Source organism: Mycolicibacterium stellerae (assembly GCF_003719305.1).
GTDB lineage: Bacteria > Actinomycetota > Actinomycetes > Mycobacteriales > Mycobacteriaceae > Mycobacterium > Mycobacterium stellerae.
The window spans coordinates 111,561-131,813 of the sequence record NZ_RARC01000003.1 but is presented as its reverse complement, the minus strand read 5'-3'; the positions used below and the strand labels follow the sequence as shown (position 1 = coordinate 131,813).

The following is a 20,253-nucleotide window of genomic DNA, read 5'->3' as shown; positions in this document are numbered from 1 at the left end:
TCTGGTTCACAAAACTCAGGAATACCCCCCGCCGAACGCTCGTTACCAGTCGAAGATTCGCAGAATTCTCGACTGGTAAGGAACGTTCGCGCGAGAGGGTGAGGTCGATGGTCGGCTCCGGCATAGAAATTCCGTTCGAGGGCGTGCGCGTGCGATTCGACAGCGCGAGAACGTTCGACGATGTCGTTGCCGCATTGCTCGACGACGTCGGCGACAAGCCGGTGCCGATCGGCGACTTCGCGGCGCAGTTCGCCACCTGGGAAGCCTATGAGCGAGAACTGCAATCGCACGTCGGGCCCAGCGGATTCATGTTGTTCGCCACGTTCGACCACGGCGCGTGGATCAAGAAAGCCGGCATCGACCGCAAGGTACTGCGGGTGGTGATCGGCAACCCGCTGATCGCGATCACAATGCTGCGCCACGATGTGACCGCGGGTTTGTTTGCACCCGTTGAACTCCTCATCGTCGAGGAGGAAGACGATCGAACCTCACTGACGTATGTGGTGCCGTCGTCACTGATGGTGGTCGAAGAGAACGAGCCGCTGCGCGCTGCCGCCGTGCAGCTGGACGCGAAGCTGGCCGCGCTCGCCGCGAAGGTCACCGCGGCCTAGTCTCCCCGCGGGCCCGCAGATTCCACCGAGGCCACGTCGGTGAGGCCACTGATCTTCAACACCGGCATCAGGACCGGATTGGCGATCACGTGAATGTCGTCGGCGTGGGCGAACAGCACGTTGATGCCCCCACTGTCGAGATACTCGACGCCGCTGAGGTCGACGGTCACGGTTGCGCCATCACGCTCGGTGCTCGCGTCGTCGAGGGCCGCGGCGAACGCGTCGATGTTGCTCAGGTCGATCTCGCCCGATGCGGTCACCATCGACGCACCGTCTGCACGCCGGCCGGTGCTGATGGTCAGCCCCGTGGCCATCACGCGATCCTGGCGTGCATGTGCACCGTCGTACCCGTGGCAAGCGGCTGGATCGTGACGTCGTGCATCAAAGCTCGCATCAGCGAGATGCCGCGGCCCCGGTGCGCCGCCTTGACCGGCGGCTTCCACGACCCGGCATCGATCACCGTCACGTCCAGCCGGTCGGCCAGCGCCGTCGCTCGCAGACTGATTGTGCCGTCGGTGAGATGCCGATGGCCGTGCTCGATCGCGTTGGCGAGCGCTTCACCCGCGGCGATCAGCACCTTCAAGCTCTGATCGTCGTCCACGCCCGCCCGGCGGAGCCAGTCCTTGAGGGCGGTGCGGGTTTCGGCGAGATAGCTTGCCTCGGCTGGAAACTCGACCTCGAGCGGGGCGGGTTGGCGATAGAGAAGAAGCGCGACATCGTCTTGATAACCGCCACTGGGCACCAGCCGTGACATCACCTCCCTGGCCAGATCGTCGAGATCGGTATCAAGGTTTTCTTGCACCAGGTCCGCCGCGCGGGCAATACCGGCGTCGAGGGCTTCCCGGCGGCGCTCCACCAGGCCGTCGGTGTAGAGCAGCAAGGTCGACCGAGGCGGCATGGTCTCGCGATGTTCCGGGCGGTGCGGGTCGAAGGACAGCCCGAGCGGCGTGGCGCGGGCGCCGTCGAGCAGGCGTGTGGTGCCGTCGGGGTGGACCATGATCGGTGGTGGATGTCCAGCGCTGGAATACACCAGCTCGCCGGTGTCGGGGTCGAGGACCGCGCAAAACGCGGTGGTGCAGCGTGCACCGGGAAGTCGGGCGGCGAAGTGGTCCAGCGCGGTCAGCGCGGCGCTCGGACTCAGACGCTCCAAAAGCAGTGCGCGACAAGCGCTACGCAGCTGACCCATGACGGTCGCCGCGGCCAGGCCGTGGCCGACACAGTCGCCGACGATCAACGCGATCCGACCGTCGTCCAGGTCGACGACGTCGTACCAGTCGCCGCCGACCTGAAGCGGACGGGTGGCGGGCTGGTAGCACACCGCGAACCCGCTCGGCAGCTGGGCGGGCCCGAGTATCGCGTTCTGCAACGCCAACGCTGTTTCCCGCTGCTGGTCGAGCTGGTGCACTCGCTGTAGGCCCTGCGCCAGCCGCCCGCCAAGCACCGTGAGCAGCGTCTTGTCCTCGGCGGTGAACGCCCGCCGCTCGGCGAGCTCGATGTGCACCACCAGCACGCCATGCGGGTGTTGCAATGCGATGGCCGCGCTGCCTGGTCGCGTGGTGTCCGGGCTCAGCAGATCGCCGTCGCCCATCGTTCTGATCGTCTGCTTGGTGTCCGACGGCAGGCTGGCCCAGAGCGCCGGCTCGCCGACCCATATGAGTTGGGGCGCAACCAGTTCAGAGATTTCGCTCGCCCAGGTGGCGGCCAGGACGCGGCGCGCCTGCCATAGCCCGCGAAACTCCGCGGCGGCCGCGCGTACAGCGTCATCGAGCGTGTCGGCCTGAGAAAGCTGTTGGTTGAGTGCGGCAAGCGCGCTCTCGCGTTGCACGGTGTAGTGCTCGGCGGTGATATCGCGGAAGGTGCCGACCATGACGCGGTGACCGGTGTCGGGATTTTCTGCGTGGTTGAACATCACCGCCACCCACAGCCGATGCCCGTCTCGATGGTTCACCGGGATCATGTGGCTGCCGTGTGTTTCGTCGAGCAGTTTGGCGAAGGATTCCTCGACCTGTGCGCGAGCGTCGGGGTCGGTTTCGGCGGACGGCCACCACGGGAAGGGGGATTCGTAGGGCAGGCCCTCTTGGCCGTACCCCGTGATGTCGGTGAACGCTGAGTTGATCTCGATGATCGCACCCTGCTCGTTGCAGATGAAGAACGCTTCCTGCAGCGAGTCGACCAAGGCCGTACGCCACCGGGCGTGGTGATTGCGCAGCCTCGCCAACTCGATGTTGGCGCGGACCCGGGCGAGAAGTTCGGCGGCTGCGAACGGTTTGATGAGATAGTCGTCGGCTCCGGCGTGCAGCCCTTCTATCGAGGCCTCTTGCCCGGCACGCGCCGACAAGAGCACCACGGGTACGGCCGCGGTGCGTGGATCGGCCCGCAGCGCGGCCACCAGTTCGAGTCCGTCCAGCCGGGGCATGATGACGTCGCTGACGACCAGGTCGGGCACGACAGCGCGGATCGACTCAAGGGCGTGCTGGCCGTCGGTGACCGCGTCGACGCGGTAGCCGGCACCCCTCAGCAGACGGGCCAGGTATTCACGCATGTCGGTGTTGTCGTCTGCGATGAGAACGCTTGCAGGCGCGTCGCGGCCGGACGCCTGGAACTTCGCATTGTCGGGCGTCGGAGACTCCGCGACCTCGGCGGGAGCGGATTCGTCGCCGGGGATCCAGCGCAAGGCCTCCTGCACGTACGGTTCCGCCATCCCGGAAGCGGCGCGTGGGCCGCCCGTGGCAGCGACCGCATCGACGGCCAGGTGAGCCGAGCCGAAGGGGAGGCGGACCGTGAACGCGGTGCCCACCCCTTCCGCGCTCTCGGCGCTGATGCTTCCGCCGTGCAGACTCACCAGTTCCTGCACCAGGGCCAGTCCGATTCCGCTGCCTTCGTTCGAGCGCGCGTGGGCCGACTCGATGCGGTGAAACCGTTCGAACAGGCGCGGCATCTCGTCGGCGCCGACACCGATCCCAGTGTCGGAGATGGTGACGACCGCAACGCTGCCCTCGCGATACGTTCGGACCGAGATGGACCCGTCGAAGGTGAACTTCAGCGCGTTCGAAAGCAGATTGAGGACCACCTTCTCCCACATGTCGCGATCGACGTAGACGGGTTCGTCCAGCGCAGGGCAATCGACGACGAACTCCAGCCCGGCGCGGTCGACAGCGGACCGGAAGACGCTGGCCAGTTCGGCGGTGACAGCCGACAGGTCCACCGGCTCGTATCGAGCCTGCGTGCGGCCGGCCTCGATGCGGGAGAAATCCAGCAGCGTGTTGACCAGCTTGCTGAGGCGTAATCCGTTGCGCCAGACGATATCCAGATCCTCGCGGGTCTCGTCGTCGAATCCGTCGGCCCGGCCGCGCAGTTCGGCGACGGGATCGAGAATCAACGTCAGCGGGGTGCGGAACTCGTGGCTGATGTTGGAGAAGAACGTGGTTTTGGCGCGGTCGAGCTCGGAGAGCTCCTCGGCCCGCCGCTGCTGAGCCTGGTAGCTCCGCGCGCTGCCGAGTCCAGCGGCGATATGTGCGGCCACCAGCGTCACGAAGCCGGTGTTCTTCTCGTTGACCGGGCGATACCGGTTCAACGCGGCGACCAGGAACCCGCTGGTCGTGCCGCCCTGCTCCATCAACGGGACCACCAATGCCTTCACGGGTGGCTCCGGCCAGTCGCCGGTCGGCAGCCCCGAGTACTGGGCGCCGCCGAGTTCGAGCAACACAGATTCGCCACGCGCGGCCGCCTGCACCGGCCAGATGGCACTGCCGTCGGCAGGCAACACCGCGGGGGCAACGGGGTGCCCGGCGGCGATTCCGCTCATGCCGGCCAGTCGCGCATCTCCGGTGTGGTCGAACAGATAGGTCAGCGTGAACGGAAGGTCGCGCAGGTTCTGGCCGAGTTGGCGGTGGGCGAACGCCAAACTCTCTTTCTCGGTGCGGATCAAGCTGGGGTCCGATCCCAGGTCTCGCAGCGTCGCCATCCGCCGCTCACCGAGCACCCGCTCGGTTTCCTCGCTGACCACGCACAGCATGCCGACGACGTGTCCGCCGTCATCGCGCAAAGGACTGTAGGAGAACGTGTGATACGTCTCCTCGGGGTAGCCCGACCGCTCCAGGAATAGCAGCAACCCGACATCCCAGGTCGCCTGCTCCGTCGACAGCACCCGCTCGATCCGCGGCCCGATGTCATCCCAGATCTCCGACCACACCTCGTTGGCCGGCCTGCCGAGCGCCCACGGATATTTGCGGCCCAAAGTGTCGCGGCGGTAGGCCGCATTGCAGAAGAACGTCAGCTCAGGTCCCCACGCCATCCACATCGGAAATCGCGACGACAGCAGGATGCTCACCGCGGTCTGAAGGCTCTGCGGCCAGCCCGATGGCGAGCCAAGCGGTGTGCCCGCCCAGTCCACCTGGGCGAGGTCGCGACCGACATCGGGGTCAGCGCCGAAAACCGCGGCAGGCAAACCGCGTTCAGCGTCTTCGGTCATTGCGGCTCGTCGGTTCCGTCGAGTGCATCCGTCACGGTCTGGTAGGGGCGAAGCACATTGTCGAGTTTGGTGACCTCGATCGGCATGATCACTTCGGCGTTGCTGGCCACCACCCGCACCGACACACCGTCGGAGAGCCCCTTCTCGTAGCACCCGAGGACCGCGTTGAGCCCTGCGCTGCCGAAGTAGGTCACATTGCCGAGTTCGAGTACTAGCACACGCGTCGGATGATCCGACGCGGCCGCCAGGGCGGCGTCGAGGTGGGTGACGAGGGTCTCGACTGTGCCCGAGTCGATCTCACCGCCGGCCGAGACGATGACCGCCGCGTCGCGCACGTCCTGCTTGACGTCCAACAGTGGCACGTGGCAATCACCTCCTGAATTCACATTAAGCCAAACAGCGCGCTTGAGTGGGGACGAAATCTGCAGGTTGGCGTGGCCTCGGCTACGAAATCCGGTGACGTTATCCGTCGCGAGTAGCGCCGACGCGGTCGTGCACCGTCAGCAGCAAATGATCGAACTCCCGCCGTAAACTCTCCGGCTGATACCGAAGAGTGTCGAGTTCGGCGACGACTTGCGAAGCCAGCGCCCGCAGTTTCGTGTTGGTCTGCTGCGAACGCCACAGCAAGATCTCGAACGCCGCATCGGCATCGATGCGGTAGACGAGCATCAACGCGCCTTTCGCCTGTTCGATCGCCGCGCGCGCCTCGAACAGCTCGGGCAGCGAGTCGTCCAGCGCCTGCCTGCGAGCCTGATGGAAGGTGTCGGTCAAGTCGACGTAGTAGCCCTCGCTGCCCACCACCGCGCCGTTGCTGTCAAGCATCCGGTCGGCCAGCACGATGACGGCGTGTTCGCGGCCCGCGGTGTCGATGAAGCGGTGACGGCTGGAGAACGACCCGCCGAAATGCAGCAGGTGGTCGAGCTGGTCCTGAACGTGCTGACGGTCGTCGGGATGCTTATGCGACAGGAGCAATTCGGTGGTGGGCACGACGGAGCCGGGTTCGTAACCGTGCATCCTTGCCACCTCGTCGGACCACTCCCATCGTTGCCCGACGAACCAGAAGCGGAAGCCGCCCACATTCAGGTGCGGGACCTCGGTGGCCGACAGCTCGCCTTCGGCACGGCGGGCGGGATACGGCGTCGTCATGCCACAATTGTTCCATCAGGACGGTTGCCGCGAGCGTCCTTTGACGCGCTGGGCCAGATGCATGATCGCGACGACGACGGCTCCGACGGCCAGGCCGATCACCGCCGAGGCCGCGGTGTTGATCAGCCAGGCCAGCACCCCCCCGACGCCGCCGACGTGATGAACGGCTTCCTCCCAGTGGTGAACGACACCGTAGGGGGCATGCCAGCCGAGTTCGTCGGTCCCGACGAGCAGGATGTGGCCACCGACCCAGAGCATCGCCGCCGTCCCGATCGTCGAGAGTGCCGACAACAGATGGGGCATCCCGCGCACAAGGCCGAGGCCCAGCCGCTGCGCGAACGCCGACGAGCGCTGGGTCAGACTCAGCCCGACGTCGTCCATCTTCACGATGCCTGCGACGACGCCGTACACCGCCGCGGTGATCACCAACGCGACGACGACCAGGATGATCAACCGCGGCAGGAACGGCTGGTCGGCCACCTCGTTGAGGGCGATCACCATGATCTCGGCCGACAGGATGAAATCCGTCCGGATGGCCCCGGTCACCATGTATTTCTCGGCGTCCTCGCCCTTCTCGGCGACCGGCGCGGCGTGGGCGTCATGCCCGGTGATGCGGCTCCATACCTTCTCGGCGCCCTCGTAGCAGAGGTAGGTCGCACCGAGCATCAGGATCGGGGTCAGCAGCCACGGCACGAACTGGCTGAGCAGCAATGCCGCAGGAAGGATGAACAACAGCTTGTTGCGCAAAGACCCGATGGCGATCCGCTTGATGATCGGCAGCTCGCGCTCGGCGGCGATGCCGTGGACGTACTGCGGGGTCACGGCGGTGTCGTCGATCACCACCCCGGCGGCTTTGGCCGTCGCGCGTCCCGCCGCGGCGCCGATGTCATCGACCGAGGCGGCCGCCATCCGCGCAATCGCGGCTACGTCGTCAAGGAGCCCGAACAGGCCGGCACTCATCGCGTCTCCGTCATTGCGTTGCAGGTTACCGCGACGAGCTCACCTGGCGTGGGTGGCGAAGAACTGCGCGCTCGCCTGCGATGCACCGCCGAACCACTCGTGGCCGCCGCCGTTGACCCGGACGAAGACGACTTCGGTGCCATCGGCGCAGCCCGTCGCCGTGAACCGGTGCACCTCGGCGCTGACTGCGTCTTCGACGGGCAGGGCGGGGCAGTCATCGAGGTCACGCCAACGATCAGCCATCGCGGGCAGCGCCACGATATCGCTGGGACCGCCGCGACCGACCATCCCGCCGCCGTAATAGGGCACGACGGGATCGGAAGCACCGTTGGTCGCGAAGACCGACACCGGTCGCGACGGGGCGCACGGAACCGCCGAACCCAGGGACCCGGCGACCGGCGCAATTGCGGCGACCACGTCGGCGCGCTGGCACGCCAGCCGCATCGCCATGAACGCCCCCGCCGACAGGCCCGTCGCGAAGACCTTGCCTGGCTCGATGTTGAGGTCCTTGGTGAGCCGATCGGCAAGCGACACCAGGAAGCCCACGTCGTCGACGCCCTCACGGTCGGGCACCGACGCGCCGCGACCGTCGGCCCAGCTGAAGTCGATCCCGTCCGGGTATACCACCGCGAACCCGTGCTGGTCGGCGACGGCGTTGTAGTTCGTCAACGACGCCTGCGAGCCGCCCGTCTCCCCCGCACCGTGCAGGTTGATCACCAGTCCGTTCGGATGATCGAGGCCGGCAGGCACATGCAGCAGATAAGTGCGGTCCAGCCCCCCGAACGGAAGCACACTCGCCGATGCGCGCGCCCCGCCGTACACGCCGCAACACATCAGCACGGTGACGACTGCCATCAAGCGCAGAAATCCGGTTGGCACGCGCGTCAGTCTCGGCAGTGAAGCTGGCGCGCAAATGAACTGCAGATGCCCAACACCGCACCCGGACGCTACCAATCGCATACAACTCCCCCTGACGCTTACTCGCTGTTTCCTGTGTACGCCAAGGGAACCCAGATGTCGAAGTGCCCCTATGCCGATCGCGGTGTGAACACCGGGACGAAGACGGCGTCATCGTCGACGTCGTGGCGTTCGAAGCGAACCTCGACGGGTAGGCCGATCGAAACCGAGTCCGGTTCGCAGCCAACGATATTCGCGGCGATGCGCAAGTCTGACTGCTCATCCAGTTGCACAATCGCGATCACGTAGGGAACGGGCACGGTCGGCACGAATGGCTGGTGGTTGACCGTGTAGGTGAACACGGTGCCGCGTCCCGAGACAGGCCGCGCGTCCAGCACACCCCCGCAGTCGGGGCACCCCGCGCCAGGTGGCAGCACCCACAGGCGGCACTGCGGACACCACGGGATCAACAAATGCCCGTCGCCGCCTCCGGTCCAGAACGCCCGATTGTGCTCGGTCAGCGTGGGCAGCATCCGGGCCGGTATCGCGGCCGGGGCGTCGTCTGCCATGACTAGGAAAGTACAGTCCGAGGCACTGTCATTACAAAAATAGACATTCGGGGAGCGCGATGAGCCACTTCGAGAAGGACGCGATCATCAGCGGCGTCGGTATTTCGCGGATCGGCCGCCGCACCGGCATCCCCGGCGCCGAGCTGACGGCCGAGGCTGTGCGCGCAGCGATCGACGACGCCGGGCTGACGCAGGCGGACATCGACGGGATCTCGACGTTCGGCGATACCCCGGTGGCCGAAGTCGTTGAGGCGCTTGGCATTCAGGCCACCGAGATCGGCTTCGGGTTCAGCACCGGCGGCGTGCTGATTCCTGTTATGTCGGCGTGCCTTGCGGTGTCGGAGAAGCGAGCGCGGCACGTGCTGGTTTATCGGACCGTCGCGATGCTCGGCGGCTCGATGAACCAGGAGGCATCGCCGATGCTCAATCCGCTGGCATCGCCGCCAGTCGAGCCGCGCGCCCCCGGCACACGAAGGAAGCTCAAGCCATTCGAAGACATCGACGAGCTGGTGGCCGCCCACTCCTACTCGGCGGCGAACTGGCTGGCCATGCACTGCAGGCGGCACATGGAGCTGTACGGGACGACGAAGGAGCAGCTGGGCTGGCTGGCGATCAACAGCAGACGCAACGCCGGGCTCAACCCGCGCGCGGCGTTCCAAGAGCCGATGACGATGGACGACTATCTGTCGTCGCGTCCGGTGTCGACGCCGTTTGGGCTCTTCGACTGCGACATTCCGATAGACGGGTCCATCGCGATGGTGGTCTCGCACGCCGACTATGCGGCCGACTGCCCGAACAGGGCGGTAGCGGTGGAGGCGGTCGGAGGAACATACGGTTCGGGCGGTTGGTTTCACCGGGACGACTTCCCGAAGATGGCTTCGGTGGAGGCCGCCGCCGAGATGTGGTCACGGACGGATCTGACACCGGCGGACGTGAACGTCGCCGAACTCTACGACGGGTTCACGTTTCTGACGTTCGCGTGGTTGGAGGCGTTGGGTTTCTGCGCAGACGGTGAGGCGGGCCCGTTCGTGGACGGGGCCACGCGCATAGCGCTGGACGGCGCGCTGCCGCTGAACACCTACGGCGGCCAACTGTCCGCGGGCCGGATGCACGGCTACTGGCTGTTGCACGAAGCGTGCCTGCAATTACGCGGCCAGGCCGGCGAACGGCAGCTGACGAAGCGGCCCGAAGTCGCGATCGCGGCAGCGGGCGGCGGCCCGATCGCGGGGTGCATGCTGCTGTCGTCCTGACGCCGATTCACCCTTGACGGTGACGTGGCTCACAGTACTATGACCAGTGGTCATAGTACCCTGGGAGGTCACGATGCCGACGGTGACATGGGCTCGCGTGGATCCGAGCCGTCGGGCCGCCGTGACCGAAGCCGCGGAGGCCGAGTTCGGGGCGCACGGCTTCTCCCGGGGCAGCCTCAACGTCATCGCGAAACGGGCCGGAGTCGCCAAGGGCAGCCTTTTCCAGTACTTCGCCGACAAGCGTGACCTCTTCGCCTACATCGCCGACGTCGGCAGCCAGCGTGTGCGCTCCTACATGGAGGACCGCATCCGCGAGCTCGACCCGAGCAGGCCGTTCTTCGAGTTCCTCACCGACCTCCTCGACACCTGGGTGGTGTACTTCGCCGATCATCCGCGCGACCGCGCACTACACGGTGCGGCGACCTTGGAAGTCGACACCGATGCCCGCGTCAGCGTGCGGACCGTCATCCATCGCCACTACCTGGAGGTCCTGCGACCGCTGGTTCACGATGCACACGTTCGCGGCGACCTACGCGCGGATTGTGATACCGACGCGTTGTTGTCACTGCTGCTGATGATTTTTCCGCATATGGCGTTGGCCCCATACGTGCGCGGGATCGATCCCATCCTCGGGCTCGACGACCCCACCCCCGAGCAGCCCGCACTCGCAGTGCGCAGGCTCGTCGCGGTCCTTTCGGACGCATTCGCGTCCAACCGCCCAGCTCAGTTGACGACCAAGGAGGTCAAAGGATGACACGGAAGAACTCGGCCACGCTCGACGCAGGCGGCCTCAACTGGGCCAGCCTGCCGATGAAGCTGTTCGCAGGCGGCAACGCGAAGTTCTGGAATCCCGCAGACATCGACTTCTCGCGCGACCGCGAGGACTGGGAGTCACTCACCGAACTCGAGCGCGACTATGCCGCGCGGCTTTGCGCGCAATTCATCGCCGGCGAGGAAGCCGTCACCCAGGACATCCAGCCGTTCATGGCGGCCATGCGCGCCGAGGGACGCCTCGCCGACGAGATGTACCTGACGCAGTTCGCTTTCGAAGAGGCCAAGCACACGCAGGTGTTCCGGCTGTGGCTCGACGCCGTCGGGCTGACCGAAGACCTGCATCATTACCTCGACGATCTGCCTGCATACCGGCAGATGTTCTACGAGGAGCTCCCGAGTTCGCTCGATGCGTTGTCGTCGGATGCCTCGCCTGCCGCGCAGGTGCGTGCATCGGTGACCTACAACCACATCATCGAGGGCATGATGGCGCTGACGGGATACTATGCGTGGCACCGGATTTGCTTGGACCGCGGGATTCTCCCCGGGATGCAGGAGATCGTTCGCCGCATCGGTGACGACGAACGGCGTCACATGGCGTGGGGCACATTCACCTGCCGGCGCCACGTCGCTGCCGACGACGCCAACTGGTCGGTGTTCGAGGCACGGATGAACGAGCTCATTCCCCTGGCGCTGCGCAACAGCGACGACGGCTTCGGGCTGTACCCCGATGTTCCGTTCGGCCTGACGATGGAAGAGATGTCGCAGTACGCCACCGAAAAGGGGATGCGGCGATTCGGCACGATCGGCAGCGCCAGAGGCCGTCCCCTGGAAGAGATCGACATCGACTACTCGCCGCTGCACCTCGAGGACACCTTCGCAGACGAGGATGCCAAGGCACTGGCGTCCGTCTAGCGCATCGGTTGATATACCCTCAGCGATCCTGCCCCGCCTCTACAGTGGCGGCGGGAGGGGGCGATGAAGGGAGACGGGTGCTCGTGGCCAACGACAGTGACGTGGTGGCACCGAAATTGACCGGCGGCGACACGTTACCGTTCGCACCCACGCCGTCTGCGAGTATCGCAGGGCGCACACTTCAGGAATCCACTTATGCGCAACGGGTCGTTCCGCGCAGACTGCCCGACGACGCACCCAACATTGTCATTGTGCTGATCGACGACGCCGGACCGGGGCTGCCAACCACGTTCGGCGGTGAGGTGCGCACCGACACTATGGACCGCGTTTGCACAGACGGCGTGTCCTACAACAGATTCCACACCACCGCGATGTGCTCCCCCACCCGCGCTTCATTGCTGACCGGACGCAACCACCACGAGATCGGAAACGGCCAGATTGCCGAGTTGGCCAACGACTGGGACGGATACGCGGGGAAGATTCCGCGCAGCAGCGCGACTGTCGCGGAGGTGCTCAAGCAGTACGGTTACGCGACATCCGCGTTCGGCAAGTGGCACAACACCCCGGCCGAGGAGACCACTGCGGCCGGCCCCTTCGAAAACTGGCCCACTGGACTCGGTTTCGAATATTTTTACGGCTTTCTCGCCGGTGAGGCCTCGCAGTACGAACCGCATCTGGTGCGTAACACGACGGTCGTCGCGCCGCCCAAGACGCCAGAAGAGGGGTATCACCTCTCCGAGGATCTCGCCGACGACGCGATCGGCTGGCTACGTCGACACAAGGCGTTCAATGCCGACAAGCCCTTCTTCATGTACTGGGCCAGCGGGTGCCTGCACGGCCCGCACCACATCATGAAGGAGTGGGCAGACAAGTACGCAGGCAAATTCGACGACGGCTGGGACGCCTACCGCGAACGGGTCTTCGCGCGGGCGAAGGACAAGGGCTGGATCCCGCAGGACTGCGAGCTGACAGATCGCGACGAGACACTGGCGTCGTGGGACAGCATCCCCGACGACGAAAAGCCATTTCAGCGGCGCCTCATGGAAGTGGCCGCCGGCTACGCCGAGCACGTCGACGTCCAGGTCGGGCGCGTCGCCGACGAACTGGACGCGTTGGGCTACACCGAGAACACGCTGTTCTTCTACGTGTGGGGCGACAACGGCTCATCCGGCGAAGGCCAGAACGGCACTATCGCAGAACTGCTTGCGCAGAACGGGATTCCCACCACCGTCCGTCAGCACATCGACGCGCTCGATCAACTGGGTGGGCTCGACGTGCTCGGCTCGCCGCTGGTGGACAACCAATACCACGCCGCATGGGCGTGGGCAGGCAGTACGCCCTACAAGGGTATGAAGCTGCTCGCGTCGCATCTCGGCGGCACGCGCAATCCGATGGCCGTCAGATGGCCCGCGAAGATCGTCGCCGACGCCGCTCCCCGCGATGTGTTCCTGCACTGCAATGACATCGTGCCGACGATCTACGAGATCATCGGGATTCAGCCGCCGCTTGTCGTCAACGGCACACCGCAGATACCCCTCGCCGGTGCCAGTTTCGCCCGCACGCTCGTCGACCGGTCGGCGGGCGGCGGAAAGAAGACCCAGTACTTCGAGATCATGGGCAGCAGGGCGATCTACCACGACGGCTGGCTGGCCAGTGCACGCGGTCCCCGACTTCCGTGGGTGCCAGGTCAGCCCGAGGGGATCGCGACCTGGACGCCGGACAATGACCGGTGGGAGCTCTACCACCTCGACGAAGACTGGTCGCAGGCAACAGATCTCGCCGCCGAACACCCCGACAAGCTCGGCCAGATGAGGGAGATGTTCGCGATCGAAGCGGCCCGCAACTCCGTGCTGCCGGTCGGCGGTGGGCTATGGGTGCCGGTCTATCACCCCGAGCTGCGGATCGCCCCGCCCTACACGGAGTGGTACTTCTCAGGGGACACCGTCCGCATGCCGCAGTTCTGCGCGCCTGCGTTGGGCAACAAGAACAACACCGTGACCATCGATGCGGACCTGCCCGAGAACGCCAGCGGAGTGCTGTATGCGCTTGGCGCTGCCGCGGGTGGGCTGACGTGTTATCTCGACGACGGATACCTCTGCTATGAGTACAACCTGTTCATCCTGATGCGCACGAAGATCCGTTCCGACGTGAAACTGCCCTCCGGCAAGGCGACGATCACGGTCGACACCCGCTACGCCGAACAGCGCCCCGCCGGGCCGCTCGACATCACGCTGCGCGTCGGTGACCAGACCGTTGCCACCGGACAGGTACCCGTCAGCGCGCCGCTGTTGTTCACTGCGAACGATTGCCTGGACATCGGCACGTGTCTCGGCTCACCGGTCTCGCTGGATTACCGCGAGCGCGCACCGTTCCCATTTGAGGGGCAGATCGACCGGGTCCACGTCGCCTATACGTAAAGATCCTTGTCCCTGGCACCGCGGCAGGAAGTCACGCATGCTGATCGATCCGCCGCCTGGCTCTGCGCGCCAGCAGGTACAGGAGCGCCCCCACGGCCACCATGATCGCTGCGAAGAGCCACACCTTGGCGGTCTGTTGGGTCAACAGCAGCACGCAGGATGCAACCCCGAGCACCGGCACCGCGGTCCACACCCGGAAGTGTTGATGCTCGACCGTGTGGCGGCGGAGCACGAGGACGGCCACATTCGTCGAGATGAAAACGAACAACAGTAGAAGCACCACGGTCTCTGCGAGCGTGGACAGGTCGCCGGCCATGGTGAGCAACGCCGCCACCGCTGTTGTCACCACGATGGCAACCCACGGCGTCCGTCGCTGCGACAACACCTTCCCCAGCACCGAGGGCAGCAGGCCGTGCTCTGCCATGCCGTACGTCAGCCTGCTCGCCATGATCATGGTGAGCAGTGCACCGTTGGCCACGGCGACAAGCGCGATGGCACTGAACAACCAGTCCGGAATCCCGACGCCGGACGCCGCGACGACCGACAGCAGAGGGCCCGACGACTCGGCGAGCTCTCTCGAGGAAAGCGCCGTCGCACTGGCGACGCCGACCATCGCGTAGACCACACCGGCGGTGATCAAGGCCCCGAAAAGCGCTCTGGGATAGACCTTGCTCGGGTTGCGGATCTCTTCGGCGACGTTCGCCGAAGTCTCGAAGCCGACGAACGAGTAGTAGGCGACGATGGCGCCGCCTAGAATCGCCAGGGCCGGTGTCGCACCGTCGGGGAACTGGGTGATGCGGCCGACGTCGCCGCCACCGCGGCCGACCATGACCGACACCGCGACAACCACAATCAGCAAGCCACTGAGTTCGATCACGGTCATCACGACGTTGCTCTTCACCGATTCGCTGATACCGCGGGCGTTGAGACCCGCAACCAGCGCCAGGAATCCGATTGCCGCCGGAATGGTCGGGATGTCGACAAAGGTGGCGAGGTAGTCGCCTGCGAAGGCCAGCGCCAAACCGGCCGCGCTGGTGACTCCGGCGGCCAGCATGCAAAACCCGACGAGGAAGGACACCATGGGCTGCCGGTACGCGCGTTCGGCGAAGACGGCCGCGCCGCCTGCCTTCGGATATTTGGTCACCAGTTCCGCGTAGGAGCCAGCGGTCAGCAACGCGAGAAAAAGGGCCGTGAGCAATGGTGCCCAAAGCGCGCCACCGACATCCTCGGACAGCACCCCCATCAGTGCATAGATGCCCGCGCCCAGCACGTCGCCAAGGATGAAAAGGAAGAGCAACGGGCCGGTGATCTTGCGCTTCAGCTTGCCGTCGGCGCCCGCGATGTCTTCGCTGGTGGTTGTCTCCGCTGGAGATGTCATGCCCGTTCTGATACCCAGTAGCCGACCGAGAACACAGAGGCATACCAAGAAATATTCAGGGCACTGGCTACGGCTGTTGTTGGACCTGTTCCAGCGCGAGACCGGTGCTGCGAGGACCGAGCAAGCCGACGTCGAGGCACAGCAGCACGATCAGGGCCGCCGAGCCGGAGAACACCGCCACCGGCCCGAGTGCGGCGAGTGCGGGTACCGCGATGAATGGCATGACGGTCGAAGTCGCGCGGGACAGCGAATAGCAGACACCGCTGGCCGTGCTGCGGATCGCGGTCGGAAAGATCTCGGCCTGGTAGATGTGGAAGCCGTTGGAGAAGATGTTGGACACGGCGGTGAGCAGGAAGCCGGCGACGACGATCACCACGACGTTCGTCGATGCGGCAAACACGATGCCGCACACGGCGATTCCCAGCGCTGACGCGATGATCAGGTGCTTTCGCTCGAACCGTTCCACCAGAGGGACGGAAATGAGTGAACCAAGAGGGTAGCCCGCGAACGCCAGCGCCGCGTACCCAAGGGATTCGGTCACCTCGAAGCCCTTGCTCACCAATACGAGAGGCGCCAGGGTGCCGAACCCGTAGTAGGCCACCGTCTGCAGTACCTGGAAGATCACCAGCATCACGGTGCGCTTGCGGTAGTCGCGGAACGCGATCCCGAGCGCCTCGGCGACACTGCGCGCCTCGTCGCCGGAGGCTGACGCAGTCTCGGGCACGGTCAGGTCGGAAACAGCGACCTTCGCCGTCACCGACTCGACGACCGCACGGGCCTCGGCGTGGCGACCGCGACTCTCCAGCCAACGCGGCGACTCGGGCAGCATCGTGCGAACGGCCATGATGAAGACAGCGCCCAGCCCGCCGAACAGCAGCAGCCACCGCCACCCGTCGATACCGAGGAACTCCTGGCGCGCCACCAACTTGCCGCCGAGAAGGGCCGCGAGCGGCACGCCGAGGAAGCCGATCGTGTAGGCCCACGCCGTCATCCGCCCGCGGTTTTTGGCAGGCATGAACTCGGCCAGGTAGGTGTCCACCAGCACCAGCTCGGCGCCCAGCCCGATGCCGGCGATGACGCGAAGCACGAGGAATGTCTCGATGTTCGGCGAGAAGGCGGCGGCGAATGAGAACACCGAGTACACAAGCAGATTGAGGATGAACACCCGACGGCGCCCGAGCCGGTCCGCGGCAATCGAGAGCACGTTGGCCCCGATGAACATGCCGGCGAAACCAGCAGCGATCACCATGGACTTGCCCAGCGTGCCCAGCCCGAACTCCTTGGCGAGTACCGGTGCGAGTACGCCACCGAGGAACACCTCGTAGAGGTCGAAGAAGGTGCCAATGCCCACCAGCACCACCAGCCGCCAGTGCCAGCCACTGAGCGGGAGCCGCTCCAAAACCGACGATGCCACCGTGACCGGTGCCGGACTATTCATTTCGCCTCCTGCCGCCGGTGTCATTCTCGTGTCCGTCGATCCGAACGGCTATCGCCACAGCGAAGAATTGTGGTGACCACAATTGTTGGGATCGGTAGCCGCAGGCACTGGATGTACTTGCGCCATGACGACGCCAACCCGGGCGACGCATGACGACAAGGAAACCAGCAATGAGCACCATCATCACCCGCGTACAAGAATCGGTCAGCCGCGTCGACCGCACGCGCGCCCTGGTAATGGGAATCCTCACCGGCATCGCCGCCTTCTTCGCGTTGTGGAAGATCTTCTGGCTGATCTTCGCCGCGGCAACGTTCTCCAGCCTCGGATACTGGAGCCCCTGGCTGGTCTTGTCACTGCTGTGGTGGGGCGCAATCGCGGCCCTCGGAGTGTTCTGGTCCATCGTCTTTTTACTTCGCTACTCCAAGCAGCCCTGACCCGAGACCTAAGCTCAGGTGGTGGACGTCTACGCCAGGCACAACATCAAGATCGTCGGTGATGGCCCGACGATCTTGTTGGTGCACGGTTTCGGCTGTGACCAGAACCTCTGGCGTCCCGTCGCCGACCGCCTGGAATCGGACTTCCGGCTGGTCCTCATCGACCTGGTCGGATCCGGGTCGTCTGACCCGAGAGCATGGGACCCGACTAAGTACGCGTCGCTGTCCGGTTACGCAGCCGACATACTGGAGATCGTCGACGAGTTGGATCTGCGTGACGTCGTATTCGTCGGGCATTCGGTATCGGCGATGATCGGGGCACTGGCCACGATCGAAGATCCGCGCCGGTTCGCCAAGCTTGTCCTGCTGACGCCGTCGCCCTGCTACATCGATGACGACGACTACCGGGGCGGCTTCTCCAGGGCCGATATCGATGACCTACTGGAGTCCCTCGAGCAGAACTTCCTTGGCTGGTCGCGCGCGATGGCGCCGGTCATCATGGGCACGCCGGACCGGCCAGACCTGCAGGACGAATTGGCCGACACGTTCTGCCGCAACGATCCCGAGCACGCTCGGGTGTTCGCCCGCGCCACCTTTCTTTCCGACAATCGCAGCGATCTGTCCCGGATATCGCTGCCGACGCTGGTCATCGAGTGCCGCCAGGACGCGATCGCGCCTCGCGAGGTCGGTGCATACGTTCACACACACATCGCAGGCAGCGAGCTGATCACGTTGGACGCGATCGGTCATTGTCCGCATGTCAGCGCTGCGGCCGATACCGCAGAGGCAATCTCGACCTTCGCCCTGGCACCGTGACCGATCGCGGCATCGAAGACTTCTGGGACAGCGCGCCGAGCGGTCACGTCATCGCTCATCCGGACGGACGCATCATCCGCGTGAACGCCACGCTGGCCAGATGGCTGGGCTATCAACCGGATGCGCTGTGCGGCAAAGTGTTCAGCGATCTGTTGACCGTTGGCGGACGCATTCTCTACGACACGCATTTCGGGCCGTTGTTGAATTTGGGACGCGATCTCAACGGCGTCACCGTCGATGTCGTCACTGCCGACGGGACTAGGCTGCCGGTGTTCCTCACCGCGAACATCAACCTCGACTCCGATGACAGGCCGGAACGTCTGCAGATCACGGTGGTGGACGCCGCAAACCGCCGCGCGTACGAAGTGGAGTTACTGCAGGCGCGCAAGCAGGCCGAGGTGGAGCAAGGCCGGGTCCGCCTGTTCGCCGAAACCTTGCGCCGGGCACTGCTCCCTCCCCTGCTCTCCCCACCGGATGGTCTGGACGCGGCGGACTACTTCTTTACGGCGTCGGACGACGACGTCGGTGGTGACTTCTACGATCTTTTCCCGCTGTCGCGCACCACATGGGGCTTCTTCCTCGGCGATGTCGCGGGCAAGGGCGTCGATGCTGCGGTGGTGACCGCCTTGATCCGGTACACCCTGCGCGCCGCAGCCGTTTTCGACGACGATCCGGTGCAGGTGCTGCACAACCTCAACACCGTCATCAATCAAGAGGTGCTCGACGTGCGCAATCGCTTCAGCACTGTGATCTACGGCAAGATGACGAAGTGCGACAACGGTTTTGACGTCGAGCTTGCCAGTGGGGGCCACCCGCCGCCCCTACTGTTCTACGCCGATGGCGGCGCCTACTACGTCGATACGGTCGGCGGTCAGGCAGTCGGTATCACCGCCGACCCCCAATTCATCGCAAGCCGGTTTCATCTCGGTCCAGGCGACACGATGATGCTCTATACAGACGGGCTGACAGAAGCCTCTACGGGCATCGGCCATGAGCGCTACGACGATGAGGGTGCGCTGTTGCGCTTTGCGAAGACACACTCTCCGACCACATCGTCGGCCATCGTCGATGCGGTCCATCATTTGCTCGGCGGCCTCGGCTCCGGCGTGCAGGATGACGCGGCAGTCCTGGCCATCGGCGTTTCGCGGGCGGCGGGAACCATATCGCCGCAAGGTATGGAATCGGCCGATAACGGGTAGTCTTGAGTCGAGTACGCGAGGTTTGCCGAAAGCTCGCAGCACTTTCTCAAGGTTCAGCTCCGAGCCGTCCACCTTTGGTCGGCCCTAAATGGGAGTTGTCCTGTGATCTCTAAGCCAAATTCCGAGTATGCCGACGTCACGGACATGTTCCGTGGTCTGGCCACCCTCGACGCGGGTTCGATCCATTACCTGCGGCAGCGGGATGAGATCGTCGAACGTTGCCTGCCGCTGGCCGACCACATCGCGCGCCGCTTCAGGAACCGCGGCGAACCCCTCGACGACCTGGTCCAGGTGGCTCGGGTGGGGTTGATGAATGCGGTGAACCGGTTCGATGTCGACAACGGTGCGGAGTTCGTAGCGTTTGCCGTGCCGACCATCATGGGCGAAGTGCGCCGACACTTCCGCGACCACGGATGGTCGGTCAAGGTCCCGCGCCGGCTCAAGGAACTCAACGCGCAGCTCAAGAGGTGTCGTGAGGAGCTGTCCCACGAGTTGGGGCGGGCGCCGACAGCCAGCGAAATCGCCGCCAAGTTGGGAATCGACCGGGAAGAGGTTGTGCAGGCGCAAATCGCCTCCAGCGCCTACTCCACTCTGTCCTCCGACGCCCCCGCAGGGGCAAGCGACGATGACGATGGACGGTCGGTCACCAATACCTTCGGTGATCTTGATGCCAACCTCGACAAGGTGCTCGACGTCGCGACGGTTCGACCTCTGTTGGCTGCACTGCCCGAACGCGAGCGGACGGTACTCACGCTTCGATTCTTCGAGAACATGACGCAAACGCAGATCGCTGAACGAGTCGGAATCTCGCAGATGCACGTGTCACGTCTGCTGGCCCGGTCCCTTGGCGCATTGCGGCGACAAGTACGTACGCCGGAACTGGTCTGAGACAGGACACACTCGCGATCACGGGCGGGCACGAGGTTTGGCCCGTCCTGCGTGGGGTAATTGGTGCCTGCGAGTTGAAGCCACCCAGTTACC

18 protein-coding genes are annotated in these 20,253 nt (G+C 65.1%); 9 read left to right on the top strand and 9 right to left on the bottom strand.

All coding sequences use genetic code 11. The features are described 5' to 3' along the window. The first annotated feature begins 107 nt into the window (after positions 1 to 107). Positions 108 to 611, top strand: coding sequence for a DUF302 domain-containing protein (locus D6M19_RS06020; RefSeq protein ID WP_123024277.1), 504 nt, complete (start codon positions 108 to 110; stop codon positions 609 to 611). Here the strand turns inward: D6M19_RS06020 and D6M19_RS06015 are convergent. The 7 genes from D6M19_RS06015 to D6M19_RS05985 form a co-directional block, all read right to left on the bottom strand. Next, the gene (locus tag D6M19_RS06015; RefSeq protein WP_123024276.1) at positions 608 to 925 is read right to left on the bottom strand and encodes an STAS domain-containing protein; all 318 of its coding nucleotides are present in this window, start codon (positions 923 to 925) and stop codon (positions 608 to 610) included. The genes D6M19_RS06020 and D6M19_RS06015 overlap by 4 nt on opposite strands. After that, entirely contained in the window at positions 925 to 5,082 is a 4,158-nt protein-coding gene (locus tag D6M19_RS06010) for a SpoIIE family protein phosphatase (protein WP_123024275.1), read from the bottom strand. The genes D6M19_RS06015 and D6M19_RS06010 overlap by 1 nt, the downstream gene beginning before the upstream one ends. Beyond that, positions 5,079 to 5,444, bottom strand: a complete 366-nt coding sequence (locus tag D6M19_RS06005; protein WP_123024274.1) for an STAS domain-containing protein — start codon at positions 5,442 to 5,444, stop codon at positions 5,079 to 5,081. Before D6M19_RS06005 ends, D6M19_RS06010 begins: the two co-directional genes overlap by 4 nt. A gap of 100 nt (positions 5,445 to 5,544) precedes the next feature. Next, positions 5,545 to 6,228 carry a PAS and ANTAR domain-containing protein gene (locus tag D6M19_RS06000; RefSeq protein ID WP_123024273.1) on the bottom strand — a complete coding sequence of 228 codons (684 nt, stop codon included), beginning with the start codon at positions 6,226 to 6,228 and terminating at the stop codon, positions 5,545 to 5,547. A gap of 15 nt (positions 6,229 to 6,243) precedes the next feature. Then, the gene (locus tag D6M19_RS05995) at positions 6,244 to 7,188 is read right to left on the bottom strand and encodes a DUF808 domain-containing protein (RefSeq protein ID WP_123024272.1); all 945 of its coding nucleotides are present in this window, start codon (positions 7,186 to 7,188) and stop codon (positions 6,244 to 6,246) included. A 39-nt stretch (positions 7,189 to 7,227) separates the two neighbouring features. After that, positions 7,228 to 8,022 carry an extracellular catalytic domain type 1 short-chain-length polyhydroxyalkanoate depolymerase gene (locus D6M19_RS05990; RefSeq protein WP_234834738.1) on the bottom strand — a complete coding sequence of 265 codons (795 nt, stop codon included), beginning with the start codon at positions 8,020 to 8,022 and terminating at the stop codon, positions 7,228 to 7,230. Positions 8,023 to 8,216: 194 nt separating this feature from the next. Beyond that, the gene (locus D6M19_RS05985) at positions 8,217 to 8,618 is read right to left on the bottom strand and encodes a Zn-ribbon domain-containing OB-fold protein (RefSeq protein WP_407665310.1); all 402 of its coding nucleotides are present in this window, start codon (positions 8,616 to 8,618) and stop codon (positions 8,217 to 8,219) included. A gap of 95 nt (positions 8,619 to 8,713) precedes the next feature. Here D6M19_RS05985 and D6M19_RS05980 point away from each other — a divergent pair, with 95 nt between their 5' ends. The 4 genes from D6M19_RS05980 to D6M19_RS05965 all read left to right on the top strand — a co-directional run bounded on the left by D6M19_RS05980 (position 8,714) and on the right by D6M19_RS05965 (position 14,007). After that, the gene (locus D6M19_RS05980) at positions 8,714 to 9,904 is read left to right on the top strand and encodes a thiolase family protein (protein ID WP_123024269.1); all 1,191 of its coding nucleotides are present in this window, start codon (positions 8,714 to 8,716) and stop codon (positions 9,902 to 9,904) included. 73 nt (positions 9,905 to 9,977) lie between these two features. After that, the gene (locus tag D6M19_RS05975) at positions 9,978 to 10,658 is read left to right on the top strand and encodes a TetR/AcrR family transcriptional regulator (protein WP_123024268.1); all 681 of its coding nucleotides are present in this window, start codon (positions 9,978 to 9,980) and stop codon (positions 10,656 to 10,658) included. Next, the gene (locus D6M19_RS05970; RefSeq protein WP_123024267.1) at positions 10,655 to 11,590 is read left to right on the top strand and encodes a R2-like ligand-binding oxidase; all 936 of its coding nucleotides are present in this window, start codon (positions 10,655 to 10,657) and stop codon (positions 11,588 to 11,590) included. Before D6M19_RS05975 ends, D6M19_RS05970 begins: the two co-directional genes overlap by 4 nt. Positions 11,591 to 11,673: 83 nt before the next feature. Continuing rightward, positions 11,674 to 14,007: an arylsulfatase gene (locus D6M19_RS05965; protein WP_123024491.1), complete on the top strand. Its 2,334-nt coding sequence runs from the start codon at positions 11,674 to 11,676 to the stop codon at positions 14,005 to 14,007. Between the two features lie 31 nt (positions 14,008 to 14,038). On the opposite strand, the gene D6M19_RS05960 is transcribed toward D6M19_RS05965, so the two are convergent. Next, positions 14,039 to 15,385: an APC family permease gene (locus D6M19_RS05960; protein WP_123024266.1), complete on the bottom strand. Its 1,347-nt coding sequence runs from the start codon at positions 15,383 to 15,385 to the stop codon at positions 14,039 to 14,041. A 67-nt stretch (positions 15,386 to 15,452) separates the two neighbouring features. Next, the gene (locus tag D6M19_RS05955) at positions 15,453 to 16,823 is read right to left on the bottom strand and encodes an MFS transporter (protein ID WP_206428463.1); all 1,371 of its coding nucleotides are present in this window, start codon (positions 16,821 to 16,823) and stop codon (positions 15,453 to 15,455) included. Between the two features lie 170 nt (positions 16,824 to 16,993). Here D6M19_RS05955 and D6M19_RS05950 point away from each other — a divergent pair, with 170 nt between their 5' ends. The 4 genes from D6M19_RS05950 to D6M19_RS05935 all read left to right on the top strand — a co-directional run bounded on the left by D6M19_RS05950 (position 16,994) and on the right by D6M19_RS05935 (position 20,160). Next, a complete protein-coding gene (locus D6M19_RS05950) occupies positions 16,994 to 17,257 on the top strand; it encodes a hypothetical protein (RefSeq protein ID WP_123024264.1) in 264 nt (87 codons plus the stop codon). A gap of 21 nt (positions 17,258 to 17,278) precedes the next feature. Next, positions 17,279 to 18,073, top strand: coding sequence for an alpha/beta fold hydrolase (locus D6M19_RS05945; protein ID WP_123024490.1), 795 nt, complete (start codon positions 17,279 to 17,281; stop codon positions 18,071 to 18,073). Further along, complete coding sequence (locus D6M19_RS05940) at positions 18,070 to 19,272, top strand: SpoIIE family protein phosphatase (protein WP_123024263.1); 1,203 nt, start codon at positions 18,070 to 18,072, stop codon at positions 19,270 to 19,272. The genes D6M19_RS05945 and D6M19_RS05940 overlap by 4 nt, the downstream gene beginning before the upstream one ends. 105 nt (positions 19,273 to 19,377) lie before the next feature. Then, complete coding sequence (locus D6M19_RS05935) at positions 19,378 to 20,160, top strand: SigB/SigF/SigG family RNA polymerase sigma factor (protein WP_123024489.1); 783 nt, start codon at positions 19,378 to 19,380, stop codon at positions 20,158 to 20,160. Positions 20,161 to 20,253: the final 93 nt, after the last annotated feature.

Coding starts and splice junctions, on each gene's coding strand:
- D6M19_RS05975 (WP_123024268.1), top strand. CDS start 9,978: ATGCCGACGGTGACATGGGCTCGCGTGGATCCGAGCCGTCGGGCCGCC.
- D6M19_RS05995 (WP_123024272.1), bottom strand. CDS start 7,188: ATGAGTGCCGGCCTGTTCGGGCTCCTTGACGACGTAGCCGCGATTGCG.
- D6M19_RS06020 (WP_123024277.1), top strand. CDS start 108: ATGGTCGGCTCCGGCATAGAAATTCCGTTCGAGGGCGTGCGCGTGCGA.
- D6M19_RS06010 (WP_123024275.1), bottom strand. CDS start 5,082: ATGACCGAAGACGCTGAACGCGGTTTGCCTGCCGCGGTTTTCGGCGCT.
- D6M19_RS05985 (WP_407665310.1), bottom strand. CDS start 8,618: ATGCTGCCCACGCTGACCGAGCACAATCGGGCGTTCTGGACCGGAGGC.
- D6M19_RS05955 (WP_206428463.1), bottom strand. CDS start 16,823: ATGAATAGTCCGGCACCGGTCACGGTGGCATCGTCGGTTTTGGAGCGG.
- D6M19_RS05980 (WP_123024269.1), top strand. CDS start 8,714: ATGAGCCACTTCGAGAAGGACGCGATCATCAGCGGCGTCGGTATTTCG.
- D6M19_RS05960 (WP_123024266.1), bottom strand. CDS start 15,385: ATGACATCTCCAGCGGAGACAACCACCAGCGAAGACATCGCGGGCGCC.
- D6M19_RS05950 (WP_123024264.1), top strand. CDS start 16,994: ATGAGCACCATCATCACCCGCGTACAAGAATCGGTCAGCCGCGTCGAC.
- D6M19_RS06015 (WP_123024276.1), bottom strand. CDS start 925: ATGGCCACGGGGCTGACCATCAGCACCGGCCGGCGTGCAGACGGTGCG.
- D6M19_RS05990 (WP_234834738.1), bottom strand. CDS start 8,022: ATGTGTTGCGGCGTGTACGGCGGGGCGCGCGCATCGGCGAGTGTGCTT.
- D6M19_RS05970 (WP_123024267.1), top strand. CDS start 10,655: ATGACACGGAAGAACTCGGCCACGCTCGACGCAGGCGGCCTCAACTGG.
- D6M19_RS06000 (WP_123024273.1), bottom strand. CDS start 6,228: ATGACGACGCCGTATCCCGCCCGCCGTGCCGAAGGCGAGCTGTCGGCC.